The 20,214-nt window shown below is 66.9% G+C and carries 20 protein-coding genes and 1 tRNA gene; 6 read left to right on the forward strand and 15 right to left on the reverse strand.

Features of this window, described 5'->3' with window-relative positions:
- Positions 1–166 precede the first annotated feature (166 nt).
- Positions 167–577: a hypothetical protein gene (locus CRO50_RS20175; protein WP_179747279.1), complete on the reverse strand. Its 411-nt coding sequence runs from the start codon at positions 575–577 to the stop codon at positions 167–169.
- On the opposite strand from CRO50_RS20175, the gene nirK reads away from it, so the two are divergent.
- Positions 489–1,637, forward strand: coding sequence for a copper-containing nitrite reductase (gene nirK, locus CRO50_RS13425; protein WP_097146435.1), 1,149 nt, complete (start codon positions 489–491; stop codon positions 1,635–1,637). The two genes, CRO50_RS20175 and nirK, sit on opposite strands and share 89 nt — an antisense overlap.
- An 84-nt stretch (positions 1,638–1,721) precedes the next feature.
- The gene (locus tag CRO50_RS13430) at positions 1,722–2,543 is read left to right on the forward strand and encodes a formylglycine-generating enzyme family protein (RefSeq protein ID WP_097146436.1); all 822 of its coding nucleotides are present in this window, start codon (positions 1,722–1,724) and stop codon (positions 2,541–2,543) included.
- A 17-nt stretch (positions 2,544–2,560) separates the two neighbouring features.
- On the opposite strand, the gene CRO50_RS13435 is transcribed toward CRO50_RS13430, so the two are convergent.
- From CRO50_RS13435 to CRO50_RS13470, 9 genes are all read right to left on the reverse strand, one after another.
- Positions 2,561–4,849 carry a hypothetical protein gene (locus tag CRO50_RS13435; protein WP_097146437.1) on the reverse strand — a complete coding sequence of 763 codons (2,289 nt, stop codon included), beginning with the start codon at positions 4,847–4,849 and terminating at the stop codon, positions 2,561–2,563.
- 152 nt (positions 4,850–5,001) lie between these two features.
- The gene (gene hemN, locus CRO50_RS13440; RefSeq protein ID WP_097146676.1) at positions 5,002–6,357 is read right to left on the reverse strand and encodes an oxygen-independent coproporphyrinogen III oxidase; all 1,356 of its coding nucleotides are present in this window, start codon (positions 6,355–6,357) and stop codon (positions 5,002–5,004) included.
- A 50-nt stretch (positions 6,358–6,407) separates the two neighbouring features.
- Positions 6,408–7,094 (reverse strand): NnrU family protein, encoded by a 687-nt coding sequence (locus CRO50_RS13445; protein WP_097146438.1) that lies wholly within the window; start codon positions 7,092–7,094, stop codon positions 6,408–6,410.
- Positions 7,091–7,309 (reverse strand): NnrT protein, encoded by a 219-nt coding sequence (locus tag CRO50_RS13450; RefSeq protein WP_097146439.1) that lies wholly within the window; start codon positions 7,307–7,309, stop codon positions 7,091–7,093. The genes CRO50_RS13445 and CRO50_RS13450 overlap by 4 nt, the downstream gene beginning before the upstream one ends.
- The gene (locus tag CRO50_RS20180) at positions 7,306–7,479 is read right to left on the reverse strand and encodes a hypothetical protein (protein ID WP_179747287.1); all 174 of its coding nucleotides are present in this window, start codon (positions 7,477–7,479) and stop codon (positions 7,306–7,308) included. Before CRO50_RS20180 ends, CRO50_RS13450 begins: the two co-directional genes overlap by 4 nt.
- A gap of 1 nt (position 7,480) precedes the next feature.
- Positions 7,481–9,358 (reverse strand): nitric oxide reductase activation protein NorD, encoded by a 1,878-nt coding sequence (locus tag CRO50_RS13455; RefSeq protein WP_097146440.1) that lies wholly within the window; start codon positions 9,356–9,358, stop codon positions 7,481–7,483.
- Between the two features lie 4 nt (positions 9,359–9,362).
- Positions 9,363–10,157, reverse strand: coding sequence for a CbbQ/NirQ/NorQ/GpvN family protein (locus CRO50_RS13460; protein WP_097146441.1), 795 nt, complete (start codon positions 10,155–10,157; stop codon positions 9,363–9,365).
- A gap of 4 nt (positions 10,158–10,161) precedes the next feature.
- A complete protein-coding gene (locus tag CRO50_RS13465) occupies positions 10,162–11,517 on the reverse strand; it encodes a cbb3-type cytochrome c oxidase subunit I (RefSeq protein ID WP_097146442.1) in 1,356 nt (451 codons plus the stop codon).
- A gap of 22 nt (positions 11,518–11,539) precedes the next feature.
- A complete protein-coding gene (locus CRO50_RS13470; RefSeq protein WP_097146443.1) occupies positions 11,540–11,992 on the reverse strand; it encodes a c-type cytochrome in 453 nt (150 codons plus the stop codon).
- A gap of 124 nt (positions 11,993–12,116) precedes the next feature.
- On the opposite strand from CRO50_RS13470, the gene CRO50_RS13475 reads away from it, so the two are divergent.
- A complete protein-coding gene (locus tag CRO50_RS13475) occupies positions 12,117–12,323 on the forward strand; it encodes a DUF1858 domain-containing protein (protein WP_097146444.1) in 207 nt (68 codons plus the stop codon).
- Positions 12,324–12,341: 18 nt separating this feature from the next.
- Here CRO50_RS13475 and CRO50_RS13480 read toward each other — a convergent pair whose 3' ends face one another.
- Positions 12,342–13,037 carry a Crp/Fnr family transcriptional regulator gene (locus tag CRO50_RS13480; RefSeq protein ID WP_097146445.1) on the reverse strand — a complete coding sequence of 232 codons (696 nt, stop codon included), beginning with the start codon at positions 13,035–13,037 and terminating at the stop codon, positions 12,342–12,344.
- Between the two features lie 99 nt (positions 13,038–13,136).
- Between CRO50_RS13480 and CRO50_RS13485 the strand changes: the two genes are divergently transcribed.
- Positions 13,137–13,565 carry a pseudoazurin gene (locus CRO50_RS13485; protein WP_097146446.1) on the forward strand — a complete coding sequence of 143 codons (429 nt, stop codon included), beginning with the start codon at positions 13,137–13,139 and terminating at the stop codon, positions 13,563–13,565.
- A 91-nt stretch (positions 13,566–13,656) separates the two neighbouring features.
- Complete coding sequence (locus CRO50_RS13490; RefSeq protein ID WP_097146447.1) at positions 13,657–14,871, forward strand: NnrS family protein; 1,215 nt, start codon at positions 13,657–13,659, stop codon at positions 14,869–14,871.
- 162 nt (positions 14,872–15,033) lie between these two features.
- On the opposite strand, the gene CRO50_RS13495 is transcribed toward CRO50_RS13490, so the two are convergent.
- The 3 genes from CRO50_RS13495 to lon form a co-directional block, all read right to left on the reverse strand.
- A tRNA-Val gene (locus tag CRO50_RS13495) sits at positions 15,034–15,108 on the reverse strand.
- Positions 15,109–15,129: 21 nt separating this feature from the next.
- Entirely contained in the window at positions 15,130–15,573 is a 444-nt protein-coding gene (locus CRO50_RS13500; protein WP_232617716.1) for an HU family DNA-binding protein, read from the reverse strand.
- A 164-nt stretch (positions 15,574–15,737) separates the two neighbouring features.
- A complete protein-coding gene (gene lon, locus CRO50_RS13505; protein WP_097146448.1) occupies positions 15,738–18,149 on the reverse strand; it encodes an endopeptidase La in 2,412 nt (803 codons plus the stop codon).
- 390 nt (positions 18,150–18,539) lie between these two features.
- Between lon and tgt the strand changes: the two genes are divergently transcribed.
- The gene (tgt, locus tag CRO50_RS13510; protein WP_097146449.1) at positions 18,540–19,670 is read left to right on the forward strand and encodes a tRNA guanosine(34) transglycosylase Tgt; all 1,131 of its coding nucleotides are present in this window, start codon (positions 18,540–18,542) and stop codon (positions 19,668–19,670) included.
- Here the strand turns inward: tgt and CRO50_RS13515 are convergent.
- Entirely contained in the window at positions 19,667–20,176 is a 510-nt protein-coding gene (locus CRO50_RS13515) for a TetR/AcrR family transcriptional regulator (protein ID WP_157791714.1), read from the reverse strand. The two genes, tgt and CRO50_RS13515, sit on opposite strands and share 4 nt — an antisense overlap.
- Positions 20,177–20,214: the final 38 nt, after the last annotated feature.

Consider the following 20,214-nt stretch of genomic DNA (forward strand, 5'->3'; position numbering starts at 1 on the left):
CGGCCCCCTGCAGAAACCGCACGGCCCCGATCCTTGCCTGAAGCGCGCCCGGATGCGGGACCGACCGGGCGCAAGAACACTGCGCTCACCAACAAAACTCCTCCTTTGCAGGGCACCCGTCATGCGGGATCCCTGCGAGGTTAATTCTATCTTAAGATACGAATTGTCAGCACGTATAGAAAAATCTACTTGCGAACTCAAAAAAATTGACTGTTTGCAAGCCAATGATCCGGGCGAATGCCCTATAGGATTCACCTACTTCCAAGGCTTTGGCCGCCCATTGCACCGCGACATCCGCGCGTTCGTTTTCCGCGACAGGATCAATTCTCGCAGCAGGACGAATTCTTTGGCCCCATTGCAATTGACCATGCGCCGGATCGCGACGCGTGCCGGCAATCCATGCAGAAGTTTGCGCTTCATCAACGTTCCGCGCGGCACGGCGGCATAGCATGGCCTCAAACAGCACAAACACCGGAAAGGATAGTGAGATGCTGACGAGAAGAGCCGCACTGATGGGGGTCGCAGGAATTGCCGCGCTGCCCGTCCTGACCAAAGCCGCGAAGACCGAAGAGATCATGGACACCTCCATGGTGCCCCCAGCCGACCTGTCGAGCCTCAGGCGCATCAAGCGCCGGCTGGTCCGCCCGCCCTTCGTGCATGAGCACGAGCAGGTGGCCCCCGCCGAACCGCGCATCGTCGAGTTCGAGATGCAGATCGTCGAGAAGGAGGTCGAGGTGGGCGATGGTGCCTATCTTCAGGCGATGACCTTCAACGGGTCCATTCCGGGGCCGCTGATGGTGGTCCACGAAGGCGATTACGTCGAGCTGACGCTCTACAATTCGCCCGAGAACCTGATGCAGCACAATATCGACTTCCACGCAGCCACGGGCGCGCTTGGCGGTGGCTCGCTGACGCTGGTCAACCCCGGCGAGAAGACCACCCTGCGCTTCAAGGCCACCCGTCCGGGCACCTTCGTCTACCATTGTGCGCCCGGTGGCCCGATGATCCCCTGGCATGTCGTCAGCGGCATGTCCGGCGCCATCATGATCCTGCCGCGCAATGGTCTGACCGACCACGAGGGCGCTCCGGTCCGCTATGACCGCGTGTTCTACATCGGCGAGAACGACTTCTACATCCCGCGGGATGAAGACGGCAACTTCAAGCGCTTTGAGGATGTCGGCGAGAGCTATCCCGACACGCTGGAAGTGATGAACGGGCTGATCCCCAGCCACGTGGTCTTCAACGGCAAGATCGGTGCGCTGACCGGAGACAACGCGTTGCACGCGGCCCAGGGCGAGAAGGTGCTCTTTGTCCACAGCCAGGCGAACCGGGACACCCGGCCTCACCTGATCGGCGGCCATGGCGATCTTGTCTGGGAGACCGGCAAGTTCAACAACCCGCCGGAACGCGACCTCGAGACCTGGTTCATCCGTGGCGGCTCGGCGGGGGCGGCGCTCTACGAGTTCCTGCAACCCGGCGTCTACGCCTACGTGAACCACAACCTTATCGAGGCCGTGAACCTCGGGGCCACGGCACACGTGGTGGTCGAGGGGGACTGGAACAACGACCTGATGGAACAGGTGCAGGCTCCGGTCGAGTACAACGCCGCATACGAGGGCAAGACCGCGTTGCCATAACCGCGGCCTCGCCCGGAGGAGCCAGCGGCGTGACGGGGGCGGCCAGGCGACGGGCCGCCCCCATTTCCTGAAAGGAGACCGCAGATGAGACGGATGGCCCTTTCCGCAGGTGCCGCGGGCCTGGTGGCCCTTGGCCTGCTGCTCGGCGCACCGCACCGAGGTGCTGCCCCCCTGCCCTTCCCGCCGGTCGAGACCGTGACCGTTCAGGGAGGCACCATCAACTACCGCCCCTTCGGCAGCTTCGCGCTGGCCGGCAAGGCCAGTACCCCGCGGGAGGTCCCGGTGCCGGTGGCGGGTTTCGAGATGATGAAATACCAGGTCTCGCAGGACCAATATGCCGCCTGTGTCGCGGCCGAGGCCTGCCCGCCCGTGCCCGCGACCGGCGCCGCGCTGCCCCAGACCCAGGTCAACTGGAAGGAGGCCAGCGCCTTCGCCGCCTGGTATGCCGAGATCACCGGCGCGCCCTGGCGGTTGCCAACGGCGCAGGAATGGCAACTGGCCGCCGCCGAGCGCTACGGCGATGCGGTGGCCGATCCCGGAGACCTCGATCCCGGAGAGCGGATGCTGGCGCGCTACAAGGCCGGGCAGCTCTTGCGCGGGACCGCCAGCCCGGTGCTGCACCCGGCCGGCAGCTTCGGGCTGAACTCCAGGGGTATCGCCGATATCTCGGGCAATGTCTGGGAATGGACCGACGGCTGCCTCGAGAACGGCACCCTGGCCCCCGACGGCACAGTGGCCAGCAGCGCGCCCTACTGCTGGGTGCGCATCGCCGGCGGGCTGCACCGCGCCGCCATCGTCGATTTCATCCGGGACGCCCGCGCCGGCGGCTGCGCCGTCGGCATCCCCCCGGATCACCTGGGTTTCCGGCTGGTGCGGGACCTTCCACCGGGGCAGCGCGGGGCGTGAGCCTGCGCGACCGCGCTCTAGCGGGGGATCTTCTGGGCCAGCCCGAGCGTCCGGTCCGTCACCAGTAAGAACATGGCACGCGCCACGTCATCGGGGAACGCACACTGGTTGCGCTTGACCGCGGAATTGAGACCGATCAATTGCGTTGCCTCGAACCTGCGCATGTCCTCGCGGTTCAGGATCGGGGTCACGTAGCTGCCGGACCCCACCACCCGCGGCTTCCAGTCCGGGCCGATCTGAACGTCATGCCGCAGTCGTAGATCCCCCTGGAACTCGGGTCTTTGCAGGATCTTCTTGAAGTCGCTGACTTCGACATCCTGGATGATCAATTCTCCATCCGGCGCCCGCACCAGCCCGCTCCGCACCAGCATGGACTGCCCCGTGTTGTCCTCGATGCTGGTGATCAGCAGGCCGAGGCGCCCTTCGGCATCGACAGGCGCGCCCTGCACCATGGCCTCGAGCTCGCTGCGATAGGCTTCCCCCAGATTCAGGCCCCCGCCCAGCCCGAAGTGGCCGTGCTCAATGTAGATGAGCCCGGCACCGGAAGCCTCATGCGCCCGCACCAGAACCTCTCTCGAACGCTTGGTCCGTCCGCCGACCCCATCCGAGTAGCCGGTTCCCTTGAAGCCGTAGTGAAGGCCCCCCTCCCAGGTCAGGTCGTAGATACAGTTCTCCGCAAACCCCTGCGTGCCGCTCCCGGCGGGCAAGGACTCCAGGGTTTGGATCAAGGCCTCCCCAATGGAGCGCTTCACCTCGAACCCAAGCGCCAACTTCCTGCGCGAGTCCAGGGTGTCGGCGGACGCCGCTACCGCCGGGCCAGAGTCGGGCAGCTCCGGTTCCCTGCCCGAAGACCAGAACCAGTAGCCGCCACCCCCCGCGACCAGCAGCAGCACCACGAGCAGCGCCGCCGCAGCGCCCCCCTGTCCGGAAGGCTGCGCCCCCTTGGGCCGCTTCGCCGCCCCGCCCCCGGCCTGTCCCGTAGCTTGCCGCGATGTCGTGGCCTTCGCGCGCGCCTCGCGCCGCTTGTGGAAGGCCTCTGTGCCGACCTCGGCGATCTCCTTGCGGGCATCCTCGATCGCCACATGGTCCCAGCCCTTGAAGAAAAGCTTCTCGGTCAGCTTGGCCTGGGCCTCGTCGAAGCTGCAGAGGGGCTTTTCATCCAGAACCTCGTTCATCGTGTTGGTGATCGTGGTCCTGCGCTTCCAGGCCTCCTGCGGGTCCCTTGGCGCGGGCTGGCGCGCCTTTTCGGCCTCCGCCCGGCGAGAAGCCTCCGTCCTGGCCTGCTCTTCCGCCGCCGCGCGCGTGGCCCTGGCCTGTTCTTCTGCCCTCGCCCTGGCTTGTGCCTCGGCCTCGGCCTCTGCCGCCGCCTGGGTCTCCGCCGCCTGGGCCTCTGCCCTGGCCTGCTGCTCTGCCGCGGCGCGCTCGGCCAGCCCGCTGCGCACCCAGCCCCGGATATCGCCCAGCTTGCCCTCGATCGCAGCGGGGCGCACCCGTTCCGCCGCCAGGGCGTCCTGCACCAGGCCCAGCATCCGCGCCTCGTCGGTCACATCGGGATGGGCGGCCAGGATGGTCTTGATGTTCTCCCAGCCAAGCGCCCGGTCCTCGTCGTGACGGCGTTGCAGCTCGTCGCGGACCCAGCCCTTGATATCCTCCATCCGCGCCTCGACGGCGCCTTTCGGCACGCCCATCTCTTCGAGACCGCTGCGCAGGTTGCGCAGCATTTCATTGCGCGCCTTGAGCGTCGGATAGGCCCCCATGATCCGCAGGACCGTCGCCTCATCGACCGTCGGCGGAGGCGCCGCCTGCCTCGGCGTCTCCTGGGGTTGCGCCTCGGGCTGAGGCTGGGATTGGGGCGGGGACTTTGACTGCGGCTCTTCCTGGTCGGCCTGCGGCTCTGCCGCCGGGGCTTCGGCGGCGGACCTTGCCGCCTCGGCTATGCGTGCCTCGTGATAGGCCATCGCCTGGCGCTGATAGCCCATGCGCAGGAGCGCGGAACGAAGCTTCACCGTTGCGGTATTGCTGCCGTCGCCTGCCTCGACGCTCTTGCCGGCCGCAAGCAGATCCGCCTCGGCAAGATCCCTGATCTCTCCATCCGCAAAGACCGAGAGCCCGGCCCCGGCGATGCGGGCGTCGATCTCCTGTCTCGTGGCCTCCAGCGCGGTCTCTGCCTCGGCCCCACTCTCCGACAGGGACGCCTTCAGTAGAGAAAGCATCTTTGCCCGTGCCGAGGTGAGGGCTGCCGGATCGCGCTCCCGAAGGGCCGTCTCAAGGGCATGTCCGGCGGCGGTCAAATCTTCGGAGGCCATGGCAAATATCCCGAGTCACTGCTTCAAAAGCTCAGGATAATCTGGCGCAGACGTCGTGGAATTGCCGTTCTGGGGCCAGACCGACCGCTGCGGCGAATTTGCAACAAATCCGCGGCAGCCCCCGGACCGGACAGGGCCCGAGGAGGTCTGGCTCAGGAGGCCTGGCTGTAGCGCACCCCGTCAGGCACATGGGCATCGAAGGCGCTGGCGATGATGCGGGTCAGCGGGCGGCCGGCGTCCCGGATCCGCAGCTCATCGGAATCGAGAGTGACGAAATCGCCGAAACGGGCAGCGATCCGGGCCAGGTCGGGATCAAGGCTTGCCGCGCCTTTGCCGAAGGCCGCGCGCAGGGCACGGCGATCAAGGCGGAAGTCGCACATGATCATCTCGATGGCGCGGGCCCGCAGCAGGTCGTCCCCGGTCATCACGTGGCCACGGGCCCCGGCCAGCTGCCCGGCCTCGATGCGCTGGATATAGGCGGCGGTGGCGGCGGCGTTCTGCACGTAGCCCGCAGGCAGCCGCGAGATCGACGAGGCGCCAAGGCCGATCAGGGTTGGACAGGTGTCATCGGTGTAGCCCTGGAAATTGCGGCGCAGGTGGCCGCTCTGCGCAGCCCGCGCCAGGCCATCCTCGGGGCGGGCGAAGTGGTCGATGCCGATGGCGGCGAACCCGGCGGCGGTGAAGCGGGCGGCGGCATGGTTGGCCAGCTCGTGGCGCGCGACCTCCCTGGGCAAGGCCGCCTCTTCGATCAGCGCCTGACGCTTGGCGACCCAGGGCACATGGGCATAGCCGAAAAGCGCCACCCGGTCGGGGCCGAGCTCAAGCACCTTCGACACCGTGTCATCCAGCCGGGCGATATCCTGGTGCGGCAGCCCATAGACCAGGTCGGCATTGAGAGAGCTGATGCCCTCGGCGCGCAGATCCTCGACGCAGGCGCGGGTGATGTCGAAGGGCTGCAGGCGGCCGATGGCCTCCTGCACCTTGGGGTCGAAATCCTGGATGCCGAGGGAGGCGCGGTTCATCCCCTCTTCCGCCAGGGCCGAGATCTTGGCGCGGTCCACCATGGTCGGGTCGATCTCGACCGAGAACTCCCAGTCCCCGGTGGGCGGAATCACCGCCTTCACCGCCTGTGCCAGCCGGTGGATCAGCGAAGGCGGCAGGATGGTGGGCGTCCCCCCGCCCCAGTGCATCCGCCCCATGCGCAGCCCCTCGGGCAGGGTCCGGGCCAGCAGCGCCAGCTCCTTCTCCAGCGTGCCGATGTAGCTTTCCACCGGCGACAGCGTCTTGGTGCCCTGGGTGCGGCAGGCGCAGAACCAGCACAGGCGCTCGCAGAAGGGGATATGCAGGTAGACCGAGACCGGCTCTGCCGGATCCAGTGCGGCCAGGGCCTGGGCCTGCGCAGAGGCGCCCACCTCGGCAGAGAAGACGGGGGCCGTGGGATAGGAGGTGTAGCGGGGCACTCGGGCGTCGAAAAGGCCCAAGGTTCTGAGGCGGTCGAGCTGTTTCATGCGCCCGGTATGTGCCTTTTGCCCGGCGCCGACTTTGCGCAGGATCAACTTCAGTGCGGAAGAGGCGAAACTCCGGCCAGCGCATGCAGATGCAGCGCCCCCTGCCAGAGCACCAGCCCCAGGGCCGCGCGCAGGGCCAGGCGGCGAAGATTGGCGCGACGCCAGCCAGGGTCGAAGAGCGGCCCGAGGGACAACAGGGCCGTGGCCCCGAAGTAGGCCCCCGCCCTTTCGCCGAGGCTGCGCCGGGCCTTGGCGTCGAAAGCCGCCACCGCCGCCAGCGCCATGACCAGGAAGCTGCCGAAGAGGACCACATGGGCGAGATCCCCGTTCGGGAAGAGATGCGCCCCGGACCAGAGCGCCAGCGACAGGAAGAGCGGATGCCGGGAGATCGCCGCGAAGCCCGGCCTCGCGGGATCGAAGGCCGCCTTGCTGCGCCCGCCCAGCGTCACCGCCGACAGCCCGCCGCCGCAGGTGACCATCACGAAGGCCAGCGGCATGGCGAGATTGGGCAACCAGCGTGTCCAGGGCAGCTGCGGCCAGAGCTCGACATATGGCGCGCGGCCCGCAGCGATGATCAGCCAGACCAGCAGCGCCAGCGACAGAAGCCCATAGGCCGCGAAATAGACCCGCCGCCCCAGCAGGCCGATCAGCCCCTCGCGCAGCCCGCCGAGGCGCGGCAGGAAGTGGCTGGCCACGAAAGCCGCCAGCGCCAGTACATATTCGCTCCATGCCATCATTTGCGCTCTGCCTGCTCCATCAGCCTGACGATGTGACACCCGAAGGCGTAAGTCGCGGGAAGGCCGATGACCAGCCCTCCGATGGCGGCATGGGTGGGGCTAAGCACCGGCCAGCCCAGCCAGGAACCGATGAGCGAGGCGAAGAAGAGGTTCACCCCCATGGCCCCCGCCCCGAAGGGATAGAGCGCGGCAAGAAGGCGCCAACGGGGTCTCATCTGCGGCTCACCAGCATCTGCACCGCCACCAGCGAGAGCACCAGCGCCACAGAGCCCACGAAGAACCAGAACTCGGCCGCCTCGGTCTGCGGTTGCGGGATCGGACGATCGAAAGCTTCGGCCAGCGCGGTCGTGGGCAGGACGAGGGCAAGGGCGAGGATCGGTTTCATGTCAGCTCTCCATGGTCAGGGTTTGATAGATTTCGGGCAGCGCGCGCGGCAGGCGCTCGGGGTGGGGCAAGAGGGTGAAGCCGGCGCGCTCGAAGATGCGGGCGAACCAGTCCTGTCCGTCCTGGTCGACGATGACCCCATGCACCGCCTGCCCCTGCGCGCGGGCCTCGCGGACGGCCATGCGGCTGTCCTCGATCCCGTGCTGGCCTTCGTAGTGATCCAGGTCATTGGGCTTGCCGTCGGTCAGCACCAGCAGCAGGCGGCGCGTCGCGCCCTCTTCGGCCAGCTGGGCCGAGACATGGCGGATCGCCGCGCCGAGGCGGGTGTAATGACCCGGTGTCAGCCCGCCGATGCGGGCGGTGATCTGTCCTGACATCGGCTCGGCGAAGGTCTTGGCCCGGTGCAGGAACACCCGGTCCCGGCGCAGCGAGGAGAACCCCCAGATGCCGAGCCGGTCGCCCGCCGTGTCGATGCCCGAGGCCAGGGCCGCGACGGCCTCGCGCGCCACCTCGATCACCGACGTGTCGCCGATGGCGGCCTCGGTCGAGCGCGAGCAATCCATCAGGATCGCCACGCTCAGATCCCGCGCCACCGCGCGCCCGGCCTGCCAGACCCGGTCCGAGCCCTCTTGGCCGCAGGCGATATCGGTGCGCGAGGTCACGACCGCGTCCAGGTCCAGGTCCTCGCCGTCGATCTGCCGGGGCAGGATCACGCGGCGCGGATGCAGCGGCGCGAACTGGCGTTTCACCCGCGCGACAAGGCGCGGATCAGGCGCATATTCGGCGCGCGGCTTGGCCGGGGCCTCCAGCACGCGGGTATGGGCGGGCATGTAGTCGCCCGTACGGCGGTTCCACTCGGGGTAGGTGAACTTGCCCGCCAGCCGCTCGTGCTCGGCATCCTGCGGCGAGAGGTCCAGCGACAGGCGCAGCCGGGTCGCGGCGCGTTTCATGTTTTCAGAGAAGCTGAGGTGATCCTGATCCTCGGCGGCCTTGGCGGCATTGTCCGCGTCGTCGTCATCCACCAGCCGGTTGATGTTCAGGCTCTCGGCCCAGGACATGATCGTCTCGAACCGATGAATGATGAAACCGTCGTTGCGGTTGGCCTGGTCGCGCGCCTCGCGCCTGGCCTCCTTGCGGCTGGCTAGCGCGAAGGCGGGCGCGGGGTCAGGTTCCTCGGCACTGTCAGAGGCCCCCTTCCCCACGCTAGGCGACAGGAGGCGCAGCCAGATCGGCACCGGCGCATAGCTGCGGTAGCCGCGTGGTGCCGGGGTGGTCAGCTCTTCGGAGCCGCCACGCTCGCAGCCGATCTGGTCGAGGATCAGCCGCTCGATGGCAGCCTCGTGCCGGGGCAGGCCCATGCGCCCGCGCAGGGCGCAGGTCTCGCGGCAGAGCGCGCGATAGGCCTCGCGCAGGCCGGGACAGGCGGCGAAGGCGCGATCCATCGCCGCTGCGTTGGCGGCGATCTGGGCCAGGTCGTCGCGGTAGGGATCGCCCTGCGGCGCGGGCACCCTGGCGAAGGCGGCAATGGCCGCCAGCCAGAGGTAGGCCGCGCGGTTCAGCGCCGGGGTCGAGAAGTGATCCATCACCGGCGGCAGGCGTAGGCGGTCGCCGTCGAAATCCGCCAGGTGCCCCATCTCGCGTGGGGTGCCGACCCGGCGCAGCAGGCCTGGGCGGTGGTCCGAGGACGCCAGGGGCGAGACCTGTATCTCGACCCCTGCTGCTCCACCCAGGGCGCGGAAGAGCGCCGAGAGGCCGGGACGCATCGCCACGAAGCTGACGGCGCGGTCGGCGGCATCCCCCGCCGCCCGGCGTGTTGCCATGTCGTGCCAGAGGTTACCGATGGTTTCCTCTGGCTCCATCAGGTCGAGGACGTGGATCATGGCCTCACCCGTAGATCGCGATGGCCAGATCGCGCAAAGCCTGCTGCACGTCTGGCTCATCCGAGAGCGGCTCGATGATGGCGGCCTCCAGCGCCCGCTCGACACCCATGCCCCCGGCGATCATCGTTGCGGCATAGATCAGCAGCCGGGTCGAGACGCCCTCCTCCAGGTCCATGCCGGTCAGGTTGCGGATACCGCCGGCCAGACGCACCAGCGCCTTCGCGCGCCCCTCGTCGAGACCGCTTTCGGCCATGACCACCGGCACCTCCACCTCGGGCGCGGGGAAGTCGAAGCCGATGGAGACGAAGCGCTGGCGGGTCGAGGGTTTCAGCTTCTTCAGGATGTTCTGGTAGCCGGGGTTGTAGCTGGCGACGAGCATGAAGCTCTCTGGCGCCTCCAGCTCCTCTCCGGTCTTGTCGATGACCAGCCGGCGCCGGTCATCGGTCAGCGGGTGCAGCACCACAGTGACGTCCTTGCGGGCCTCCACCACCTCGTCGAGGTAGCAGATTCCGCCCGTCCGCACCGCCCTCGTGAGCGGCCCGTCGACCCATACGGTCTCTCCGCCCTTCAGCAGGTAGCGCCCGATCAGGTCGGCAGCCGACAGGTCGTCATGGCAGGCCACGGTGTAAAGCGGCAGCTCAAGCCGGGCCGCCATATGTTCGACAAAGCGGGTCTTGCCGCAGCCCGTGGGCCCCTTCAGAAGAAGGGGCAGCGCCTTGGCCTGGGCCATCTCGAAGACGGCGCATTCATCGGCGACGGGTTGGTAGAACGGCAGGTCGGGGTGTGTCAGGTCTTTCATCGGATCACTCTCCCGCAAGTTTTGCGTCTTTGACCACGGGGCCGGGTTTCACCACCTCGCGGCGCACCACGAGCATCGAGTAGATGAAGAGGACCGCCCCAAGGACCACGGCCACGCCGGAGCCGAAACGCATCAGGTAGAAGAGGCCCAGCTGGTCCTGCACATCCATGTAGTAATCCCCCACGATGCGCTGCATGTGCGTCTGGATCGTGCCCGCGAAGGTCAGGGTGAAGGTCATGAAGGCCATGCCCCCCGTCATCAGCCAGAAGCTGGCCATGTTGAGCACCTGGTTATAGGGCGCGCGGCCCCGCAACAGCGGCATGGCATAGCTGAACATCGCCAGGTTGAGGGCCACGTAGGCGCCGTAGAAGGACAGGTGCCCGTGGGCGGCGGTGATCTGCGTGCCGTGGGTGTAGTAGTTCACCCCGTGCAGCGTATGCAGGAACCCCCAGACGCCGGCGCCGAAGAAGGCCACCGTGCTTGAGCCCAGCGACCACAGCAGCGCGGCCTTGTTGGGATGGTTCTTGCGCCCCTTCCAGACCATCAGGAAGGCAAAGGACATCATGGCGAAGAAGGGCACCACCTCGAAGGTGGAGAAGATCGAACCGACCCACTGCCAGTAGCCCGGCGTGCCGATCCAGTAGAAATGGTGCCCGGTGCCAAGGATGCCCGAGAAGAGCGCGGTGGCCACGATGATGTAGAGCCACTTCTCGATCACCTCGCGGTCCACGCCGGTCAGCTTCAGCATCAGGAAGCCCAGGATCGCGGCCATGACCAGCTCCCAGGTGGCCTCCACCCACAGGTGGACGACGAACCACCAGTACATCTTGTCCAGGCTCAGGTTGTCCGGGTTGATGAAGGCGAAAACCCAGAGCAGGCAGAGCAGCCAGAGGCCCATCATCAGGATGTTGGTGATCGCCGTCTTGCGGCCCGCGAGGAAGGTGAGCGAGACGTTCACGAGGAAGATGACGGCGGCGACGAGGATGCCGAACTTCACCCAGAGCGGCTGCTCAAGGAACTCGCGCCCGCCGTGGATGCCGACGAGGTAAGACCCCACTGCCCCCAGCGTGCCCACGACCAGGATTGCCAGCTGGATATAGGCCAGCTTGACCGAGAAGATCTCGCGCTCGCTCTCCTCGGGCACCAGGTAGTAGGCGGCCCCGAAGAAGCCCAGCAGAAGCCAGACGATCAGCGCGTTGGTGTGGATCATGCGGATAACGTTGAAGGGCAGCAGCTCTGACAGCGTGTTGGGCGAGACATAGATCCAGCCCGCCAGCAGCCCGCCTGCGACCTGGATCGCGAACAGGCCCATGGCCACGAGGAAATAGGCGTAGGCCACCTTTTGCGATTGGTATTTCATGGTTCTTTCTCCTGTCCCGCGCTCAGCCGGCGTCGTTGGGCGGCCAGTTCTGGGTGTCGGTCTGATCGGCCCAGCGGAGGAATTCCGCGAGCCCGCGCATCTCCTCTTCGGTGATCTCGAAATGCGGCATCTGGCGGCGCCCCTCGATCCCCGAGGGCTGCGCCTGCATCCATCCATCAAGGATCTCGTAGGCCAGCTCGGGCTCGTCCTGCGCGCCCCAGCGGGTCATCACGTTGCCAAGCTCGGGGGCGAAATAGGCGCCCTCGCCATGCAGCGTGTGGCAGTTGATGCAGGAGTGGCGCTCCCAGACGTGCTTGCCCAGGGCCACCTCCTCGGTCAGGGGCATGCCTGCCGTGGCCTTGTCGACGATGTGACGGTGGCTTTGCGCCGTGAGGGCCACGAACACGACGACGAAGAAGATGGATCCCCCGTAGAACACGTTCCTGGCCCGCGATTTGGTGAGTAGTTCTGACATGTCGCGGTCCCGACCTTTGTTGCGGATACCGGATGTCTAGGCAGGGTGGCGGCGGCACTTGTTGCGCAAACGCAAAGAAGCGGGCGAAAGATGAGCGCAGCATGGGGGCGTGAAAGGACACGCCATGCGCCCCCCAGACCTCGACGACCCCGAGCTGCCCCTGTCAGAGCTCTTCGCGGCCTGGCCGCAGCTGGCCTCGGTCTTCCTGGGCCATCGCATGCTCTGCCCCGGCTGCCCGATCGCACCGTTTCACACCATCACGGATGCCTGTCTGGAGTATGATCTGGACGAAGACGACTTCCGGCAGGAGCTGGCAGCCCGGCTGCGCTGAGCCTCGCCCCGCGCGGGATCAGCCCTGCACGCCGCTCAGCACCACCAGCCTGTGGGGATCGGTGACCACGATATGCTTGCGGGTCGAGCTGACGATGCCGTCCTTCTGCCAGGCCGAGAGCAGCCGGCTGACCGTGTGCAGGGTGGTGCCCGTCATGTCCGAGATATTCTGGCGAGTGACGGGAAAGGCGATCTCGATGCCCTCGCCGGTCTTGCGGCCGCTCTGGTTGACCATGCGCAGGAGCGCGCAGGCGACGCGCTTTTCCACGGCCTGGGTGGCCATCTCGGTCAGCGTCTCCTGGATCTGGCCCAGGCGCTGGCCGAGGGTCTTGTAGCTTTCGCTGGCAAAGCCCGGATAGCGCGCGGTGAACTCGGACCAGAGGCTGACCGGCCAGGACAGGGCAATCGATTCCGCCGCCGCGATGGAGGTCGCCGGATAGGTGTCACGCTGCAGCGCCGGCGCGATACCGAAGAGCTGGCCCGGAGAGATATGCAGCACGATCACCTGGTCCCCGCCGGGCGTGGAGCGCACCACGCGCAGGTAGCCATCCAGCAACAGGAAGAACCGGTCGGCGTCATGGCCCTCGCGAAAGATCGCGGTGCCCTCCTCGTAGCGACGCGACACGGCGCGATCGAGGATCTCCCTGATCTGGCTCCGCTCCAGCAGGGAGAAGGGCGGCAGATCCGCCAGAAGGCTTTCGTCGAGCTTGGGCACGTTTCCTGTCCGGAGTTTGATACAACGCAACGTTCGGCTGGGGTTCATAACGCATACAGGCGGCCAAGAACGCAACCGGACAAATGAAAGGATGCTCCGATGCTTACGAAACTGATGATGACCGCCGCCCTTGCCCTCACCGCCAGCCTGGCCCAGGCCGAGACCATCGAGGTGCACATGCTCAACAAGGGCGAGGCCGGTGCCATGGTCTTCGAGCCCGCCTATGTGAAGGCCCAGCCCGGCGACGTGGTGCGCTTCATCCCCACCGACAAGGGCCACAATGTCGAGGCGATCGACGACATGCTGCCCGAGGGTGTCGAGGGCTTCAAATCCAAGTTCAACGCCGAGTTCGACCTGACCGTCGAGGCCGAGGGGGTCTACGGCATCAAGTGCACCCCGCATTACGCCATGGGCATGGTCGCCCTGGTCCAGGTCGGCGAGGCCGTGAACCTCGATGCGGCCACGGCGGTGAAACAGAAGGGCAAGGCCAAGACCCGCATGGCCGATCTCATCGCCCAGGTTGAATGATCAGGTCGCACGATCCGGGCGCCCTGCGCCTTCCGACTGATCCGGGCGGTGCCAATGGCGCCGCCCGTTTTCCTTCCGACAGGACCTTGCCATGACACCCCGCGATTCCTTCGGGGGCCCTGCCCTCTTCAGCTACGGCTTCCGCCCCTTCTTCCTTGCCGCCGGTCTCTTCGCCCTGCTGGTGATCCCGCTCTGGTGGCTCGCCTGGCGCGGTGCGCTCTCGATCGAGGGCCCCTTCTCGGCCACCGACTGGCACATACACGAGATGATCTTCGGCTATGGCGCCGCCGTGGTGGCGGGATTTCTCTTCACCGCCGTACCGAACTGGACCGGCAGGATGCCGACGCGGGGCTGGCCCCTGGCGGCGCTGCTGGCACTCTGGGGGCTGGGGCGGCTGGCCTCGTCCGGATTGCTGCCGGTCGGCGCGCCGCTGGCCGCCGGGCTGGACCAGCTCTTCCTGCTGGCGGTGGCCGCGATGATCGCCCGCGAGATCATCGCCGGTCGGAACTGGCGCAACCTCAAGGTGCTGGTGCCCGTGACCCTGCTCTGGGCCTCCAATCTCACCTACCACCTCGAGGCCATGGCCCATGGCAGCGCCGACCTGGGCCGACGGCTGGGCCTCTCGCTGCTGATCTTCCTGGTGCTGCTGATCGGCGGCCGGATCATCCCCAGCTTCACCCGCAACTGGCTGGTCCAGCAGGGCGCCACCCGGCTGCCCCTTGCCTTCAACCGCTTCGACGGTGCCGCGATCCTGCTGGCCGCGCTGGCCCTGGCAAGCTGGAGCCTCGCGCCCCTGCATCCCGTCACCGCCCTGCTGGGCAGCCTCGCGGCCTGCCTGCATCTGCTGCGGCTACTGCGCTGGAGGGGCGCATCCTGCTGGCGCTCGCCGCTTCTGCTGATGCTGCATCTTGCCTACCTGTCGGTGCCCCTGGGCCTTGCGGCGACGGCGGCGGCGGTGCCGGGTCTCGTCGGCGCGGCGGTCCCCGCCCATGTCTTCGGCATCGGCGCGGTCGGCGGCATGACCCTGGCGGTGATGATGCGCGCCTCGATGGGGCATACCGGGCGTCCGCTGAGCGCGGGCACGGCACTGAGCAGCGCCTTCCTGTTGCTCTGCCTCGCCATGGTCGCGCGCCTGGCCGGCGCACGGCCCCTGCCCTTCGGGATTGACGGCATCACCCTCTCTGCCCTGCTCTGGAGCGCCGCCTTCGCTCTTTTCCTCTGGAAGGTCGGCCCCTGGCTGCTGCGGCCGAAACTGGGCCGCAAGCCCGTGTCGGGCCGCGCCGCCGTCCCCGCGCCCCGAGGCTGAGACCGGGACCCCCCATCGCGCGCGAGAGACGCGATACGGCCCAGTGGACATGGGCCGCGGGGATGGGGAAAAGCCTGAAAAGGACATGATGGGGGGTCTGGGCGCTGCACCCCGGAAAGCGAAAAAGCCTCGGGATCAACCGAGGCTTTTCAACGCGTTAGATGGTGGGTGATAAGAGATTCGAACTCCTGACATCTTCGATGTGAACGAAGCGCTCTACCACTGAGCTAATCACCCGCCGTGGCGCGTTCTCTACCCTCAGTCGGCATCCTCTGCAAGAGGCTCTTTTGCAGAAATTTCACCTTCCACTGCTGCAACCTGCTCAAGCTCTTCCAGGGCGGGGCCGCTCTGGCGGATGCGGGCCACCATCACCTTGCCATTGGGCATCTCCTTGGTGCGGGTGACGCGGAGCTTGCCGAAGGGTTGCAGCGACAGCTCGCGCCCCTCGCCGATCGTCTCGCCCAGAACCGTCAGCATGGCCTCGACCACCGGCTTGGCATCCTTGCGCTTGATGCCCGAGCGTTCGGCCACGCGGTCGATCAGCTCTTTCTTCCTCAACTCTGCCTGCGGCGGCACCTCGTCCTCGGCGGGCTCGGTGGGGTCGGGCTGGGCGGCAAGGGCGTTGCGCGCGGCACTGGCGCTGGCGCTGGCTGCACGGGCGGCGGCGCTCATGTTCGGGGTCTCGCTGGTCTCATCGGCCATGATGGCTCCTTTCCGGGAATACCCTTCACTTCACCGCAGAGCCTAACATGTCAGGGGCATTTCTCTACCCCGGCAGGGCAAAGCCGCCCCCTCCCCCTGCGAAAGTACGAAGGCCGCGCCCTTGAAACGGGCACGGCCTTCGCGGTTTTCAGAACTTGGGGCGCTTAGTGGGCCACGGTCTGGCGCGCGCTTTCCTCGGCGGCCTTGGCACGGGCGGCAGCGGCGGCCTCTTCGGCCTCCTCGTCCCACTCGATGGCCTCGGGCTGACGGATCAGCGCCTGTTCCAGCACCTCGCGCACGTGGGTGACGGGGATGATCTTCAGCCCCTCCTTCACGTTGTCGGGGATGTCGGCCAGGTCCTTCTCGTTCTCCTCGGGGATGAAGACGGTCTTGATGCCCCCGCGCAGCGCGGCCAGCAGCTTTTCCTTCAGCCCCCCGATGGGCATGGCGTTGCCGCGCAGGCTGACCTCGCCGGTCATGGCGATGTCCTTGCGCACCGGGATCTGCGTCAGCACCGAGACGATGGAGGTCACCATGGCCAGGCCGGCCGAGGGGCCGTCCTTGGGCGTGGCGCCATCGGGCACGTGGACGTGGATGTCCCAGTGGTCAAAGCGCGGCGGCTTCACCCCGATCTCGGGCGCGATGGAGCGAACGTAGGAGGAGGCCGCGTCGATGGATTCCTTCATCACGTCGCCCAGCTTGCCGGTGGTCTTCATCCGACCCTTGCCCGGCAGGCGCAGCGCTTCGATCGACAGCAGGTCGCCACCGACAGAGGTCCAGGCCAGGCCGGTCACCACGCCCACCTGGTCTTCCTTCTCGGCCAGGCCGTAGCGGAATTTCTTCACGCCCAGGTAGTCGTCCAGGTTGTCCGCGGTCACCACGACCTTCTCGGCCTCTTTCTTGACGATCTGCGTCACGGCCTTCCGGGCCAGCTTCGCCACCTCGCGCTTGAGGTTCCGCACGCCCGCTTCGCGGGTGTAGCGCTGGATCATCTCGGTCAGGGCGCCATCGGTGATCTCGAACTCGGAGGGCTTCAGACCGTGGTTCTTCACCTCCTGGTCGACAAGGTGCTGACGCGCGATCTGCAGCTTCTCGTCCTCGGTGTAGCCCGCAAGACTGATGATCTCCATCCGGTCCAGCAGCGGGCCCGGCATATTGTAGGAGTTCGCCGTGGTCAGGAACATCACGTTCGAGAGGTCATATTCGACCTCCAGGTAGTGATCCACGAAGGTGCCGTTCTGTTCCGGGTCGAGCACTTCCAGCATGGCGCTGGAGGGGTCGCCACGGAAGTCCTGGCCCATCTTGTCGATCTCGTCGAGCAGGATCAGCGGGTTCGTGGTCTTGGCCTTCTTCAGCGCCTGGATGATCTTGCCGGGCATGGAGCCGATGTAGGTCCGGCGGTGGCCGCGGATCTCGGATTCGTCACGCACACCGCCGAGGCTGATGCGGATGAACTCGCGCCCCGTGGCCTTGGCGACCGATTTGCCCAGAGAGGTCTTGCCGACGCCCGGAGGGCCGACGAGGCAGAGGATCGGCCCCTTCAGCTTCTTCGAGCGCTGCTGCACCGCCAGGTATTCGACGATGCGTTCCTTCACCTTCTCGAGGCCGTAGTGGTCCTTGTCGAGGGTGCGCTCGGCAAGCCCCAGATCCTTCTTGACGCGCGACTTCACACCCCACGGGATGGACAGCATCCAGTCGAGGTAGTTGCGCACCACCGTGGCTTCGGCCGACATCGGGGACATCGACTTCAGCTTCTTGATCTCGGCCTCGACCTTTTCGCGGGCCTCTTTCGACAGCTTGGTCTCGGCGATGCGCGCTTCCAGCTCGGCGATCTCGCCTTCGCCGTCCTCGCCGTCGCCCAGCTCCTTCTGAATGGCCTTCATCTGCTCATTCAGATAGTACTCGCGCTGCGTCCGCTCCATCTGCGACTTGACGCGGGTCTTGATCTTCTTTTCGACCTGCAGCACGGACATTTCGCCCTGCATCAGGCCATAGACCTTCTCCAGCCGTTCCGAGACCGACAGGGTTTCCAGCAGCTCCTGCTTCTGGTCCACGTCGATGCCCAGGTGACCGGCCACGAGGTCGGCCAGGCGCGAGGCCTCATGGCTTTCGGCCACGGCGGTCAGCGCCTCTTCGGGGATGTTCTTCTTGACCTTGGCATAACGCTCGAACTCCTGCGCGACGGAGCGCAGCAGGGCTTCGGTGGTCTCGGCGTCGCCGGGCACTTCTTCCAGCAGCTCGGCACGGGCCTCGAAGTATTCGTCGTTTTCCAGGTATTCGGCGACCCGCACCCGCACGGAGCCCTCGACCAGCACCTTCACGGTGCCATCGGGCAGCTTCAGCAGTTGCAGGACATTGGCCAGCACGCCGGTGCCATGAATGCCTTCGGGGGTCGGATCGTCTTCGGCAGGGTCCTTCTGGCTGGCCAGCAGGATCTGCTTGTTCTCCGTCATCACCTCTTCCAGCGCCCGCACGGATTTCTCGCGGCCGACGAAAAGCGGCACGATCATATGCGGGAAGACCGCGATATCGCGCAGGGGCAGCACGGCGTAGGAGGGGTTGAGAGGCTCTTGCATGCTCTTTCCTTGATCTTGGGCAGACGGCACCGGCCCCGCTTGGCGGCGACCATGGCAATCTCCGGTTTACAGTTTCTTAATCTGGGCCCTTTGGCGCGATCTTCAACTGTGTTCGGGCCATCCTGCCTGTAGCGGCAGGCGGCAGCAAGCGCGATATATGGGCTTTTAGGCGAAAAACCATGACGCCTGCGGCGGCCGGTTCAGGGGACCGTCCCCCGCCGGGACCTGCGCCCCCTTTCGCCCCCGACAGATTTACCGGCGAGTTGAAAGAGTTACCCCCGCCCGGCTGTCAGCTGGCCGCAAACAGGCCCGGCGGAGGCATGGGCCCGTGGGGTCATGTGCTCAACAGGGACTGGTCAAGCAGCCGCCTTGAGACTAAGAGCCACGGCCATGAGCACGCGTTTTTCCTTCTCTCTCGCCGCCACCGATGGCTGCGCCCGCACCGGCACGATCTCGACCCCGCGCGGCGAGATCCGCACCCCCGCCTTCATGCCCGTCGGCACGGCGGCCACCGTCAAGGCGATGATGCCCGAAAGCGTCGCCGCCACCGGCGCCGATATCCTGCTGGGCAATACCTACCACCTGATGCTGCGACCCACGGCGGAACGCGTGGCCCGGCTTGGCGGTCTTCACAAGTTCATGAACTGGGACAAGCCGATCCTGACGGACAGCGGAGGCTTCCAGGTGATGTCCCTCGCCGAGCTGCGCAAGCTCACCGAAGAGGGCGTCTCGTTCCGCAGCCATATCGACGGCTCGAAGCACATGCTGACGCCCGAGCGTTCGATGGAGATCCAGAAGCTTCTGGGATCGGACATCGTGATGTGCTTCGACGAATGCCCCGCCCTGCCCGCCGATCACGACCGCATCGCCCAGTCGATGCGCCTGTCGATGAGATGGGCGCAGCGGTCGCGCGACGCCTTCGGTGACCGACCCGGCCATGCGCTTTTCGGCATCCAGCAGGGCGGCGACATCGAGGAGCTGCGCGGCGAAAGCGCCGAGGCCCTGAAGGGCATCGAGTTCGACGGCTATGCCATCGGCGGCCTCGCCGTGGGTGAGGGCCAGGAGATCATGTTCCAGGTGCTCGACTACGCGCCGGGCATGCTGCCCGAAGACAAGCCGCGCTACCTGATGGGCGTCGGCAAGCCCGACGATATCGTGGGCGCGGTGAAGCGCGGCGTCGACATGATGGACTGCGTGCTGCCCTCGCGCTCTGGCCGCACCGGCCAGGCCTGGACCCGGCGCGGACAGGTCAACATCAAGAACGCCCGCCACGCCGACGATCCGCGCCCGCTGGACGAGCATTGCACCTGCCCCGCCTGCCGCAGCTACTCGCGCGCCTACCTGCACCACGTCTACCGGGCCGGAGAGATGATCTCGGGCATGCTGCTGACCTGGCACAACCTGCACTACTTCCAGGAGCTGATGGCCGGCATGCGCGCCGCCATCGCAGAGCAGCGTTTCGATGCCTGGGAGGCCGAGTTCCACGCCACCCGCGCCCTGGGCGATATCGAACCGCTCTAGGCGCTTTCGGGGAGCAACCGCAGCACCCCCGCATGGGCGGCGCGCAGCAGCGCCTCCCTTGCGGCAGCGTCCGGCGTGGCCTGCGCCTGCCGGACCGCACCCGCCGCCAAGATCAGCGGCGCCGCATAGGCGCAGGGGGGATGCCCCTGCCCCCGCGCCATCTCTGCACAGATCGCCTCGAAGGCAGCGGTGAGCCCCTCGCGCACCGGAAGGGGCCCGCGCGTGGCGCTTTCGCTGAGCGCCGCCAGCGAACAGCCCCGGAAAATCTCTGCCTGATGCGCCGGGTCCAGGTAGGCCGAGAAGATCTCTTCCATCTGCGCACGAAGCGCCGCCGCATCGCCCTGCCGTGCCGCCAGCATCCTGAGCACGGGATGCTCGTGCCGCAGCACCTCTGCCAGCAGCGCCGACTTGGAGGGGAAGTGGGCATAGAACGCCCCCCGCGTCAGCCCCGCCGCCGCCATCACCTTGTCGATATTCACCGCCTCGAAGCCCTCGGCCCGGAACAACTGCCCCGCCGAGGTCCGAATTCTGTCGGTAATTTTCT

Origin of the sequence: Pseudooceanicola antarcticus, assembly GCF_900215355.1 — a bacterium.
Lineage (GTDB): Bacteria > Pseudomonadota > Alphaproteobacteria > Rhodobacterales > Rhodobacteraceae > Pseudooceanicola > Pseudooceanicola antarcticus.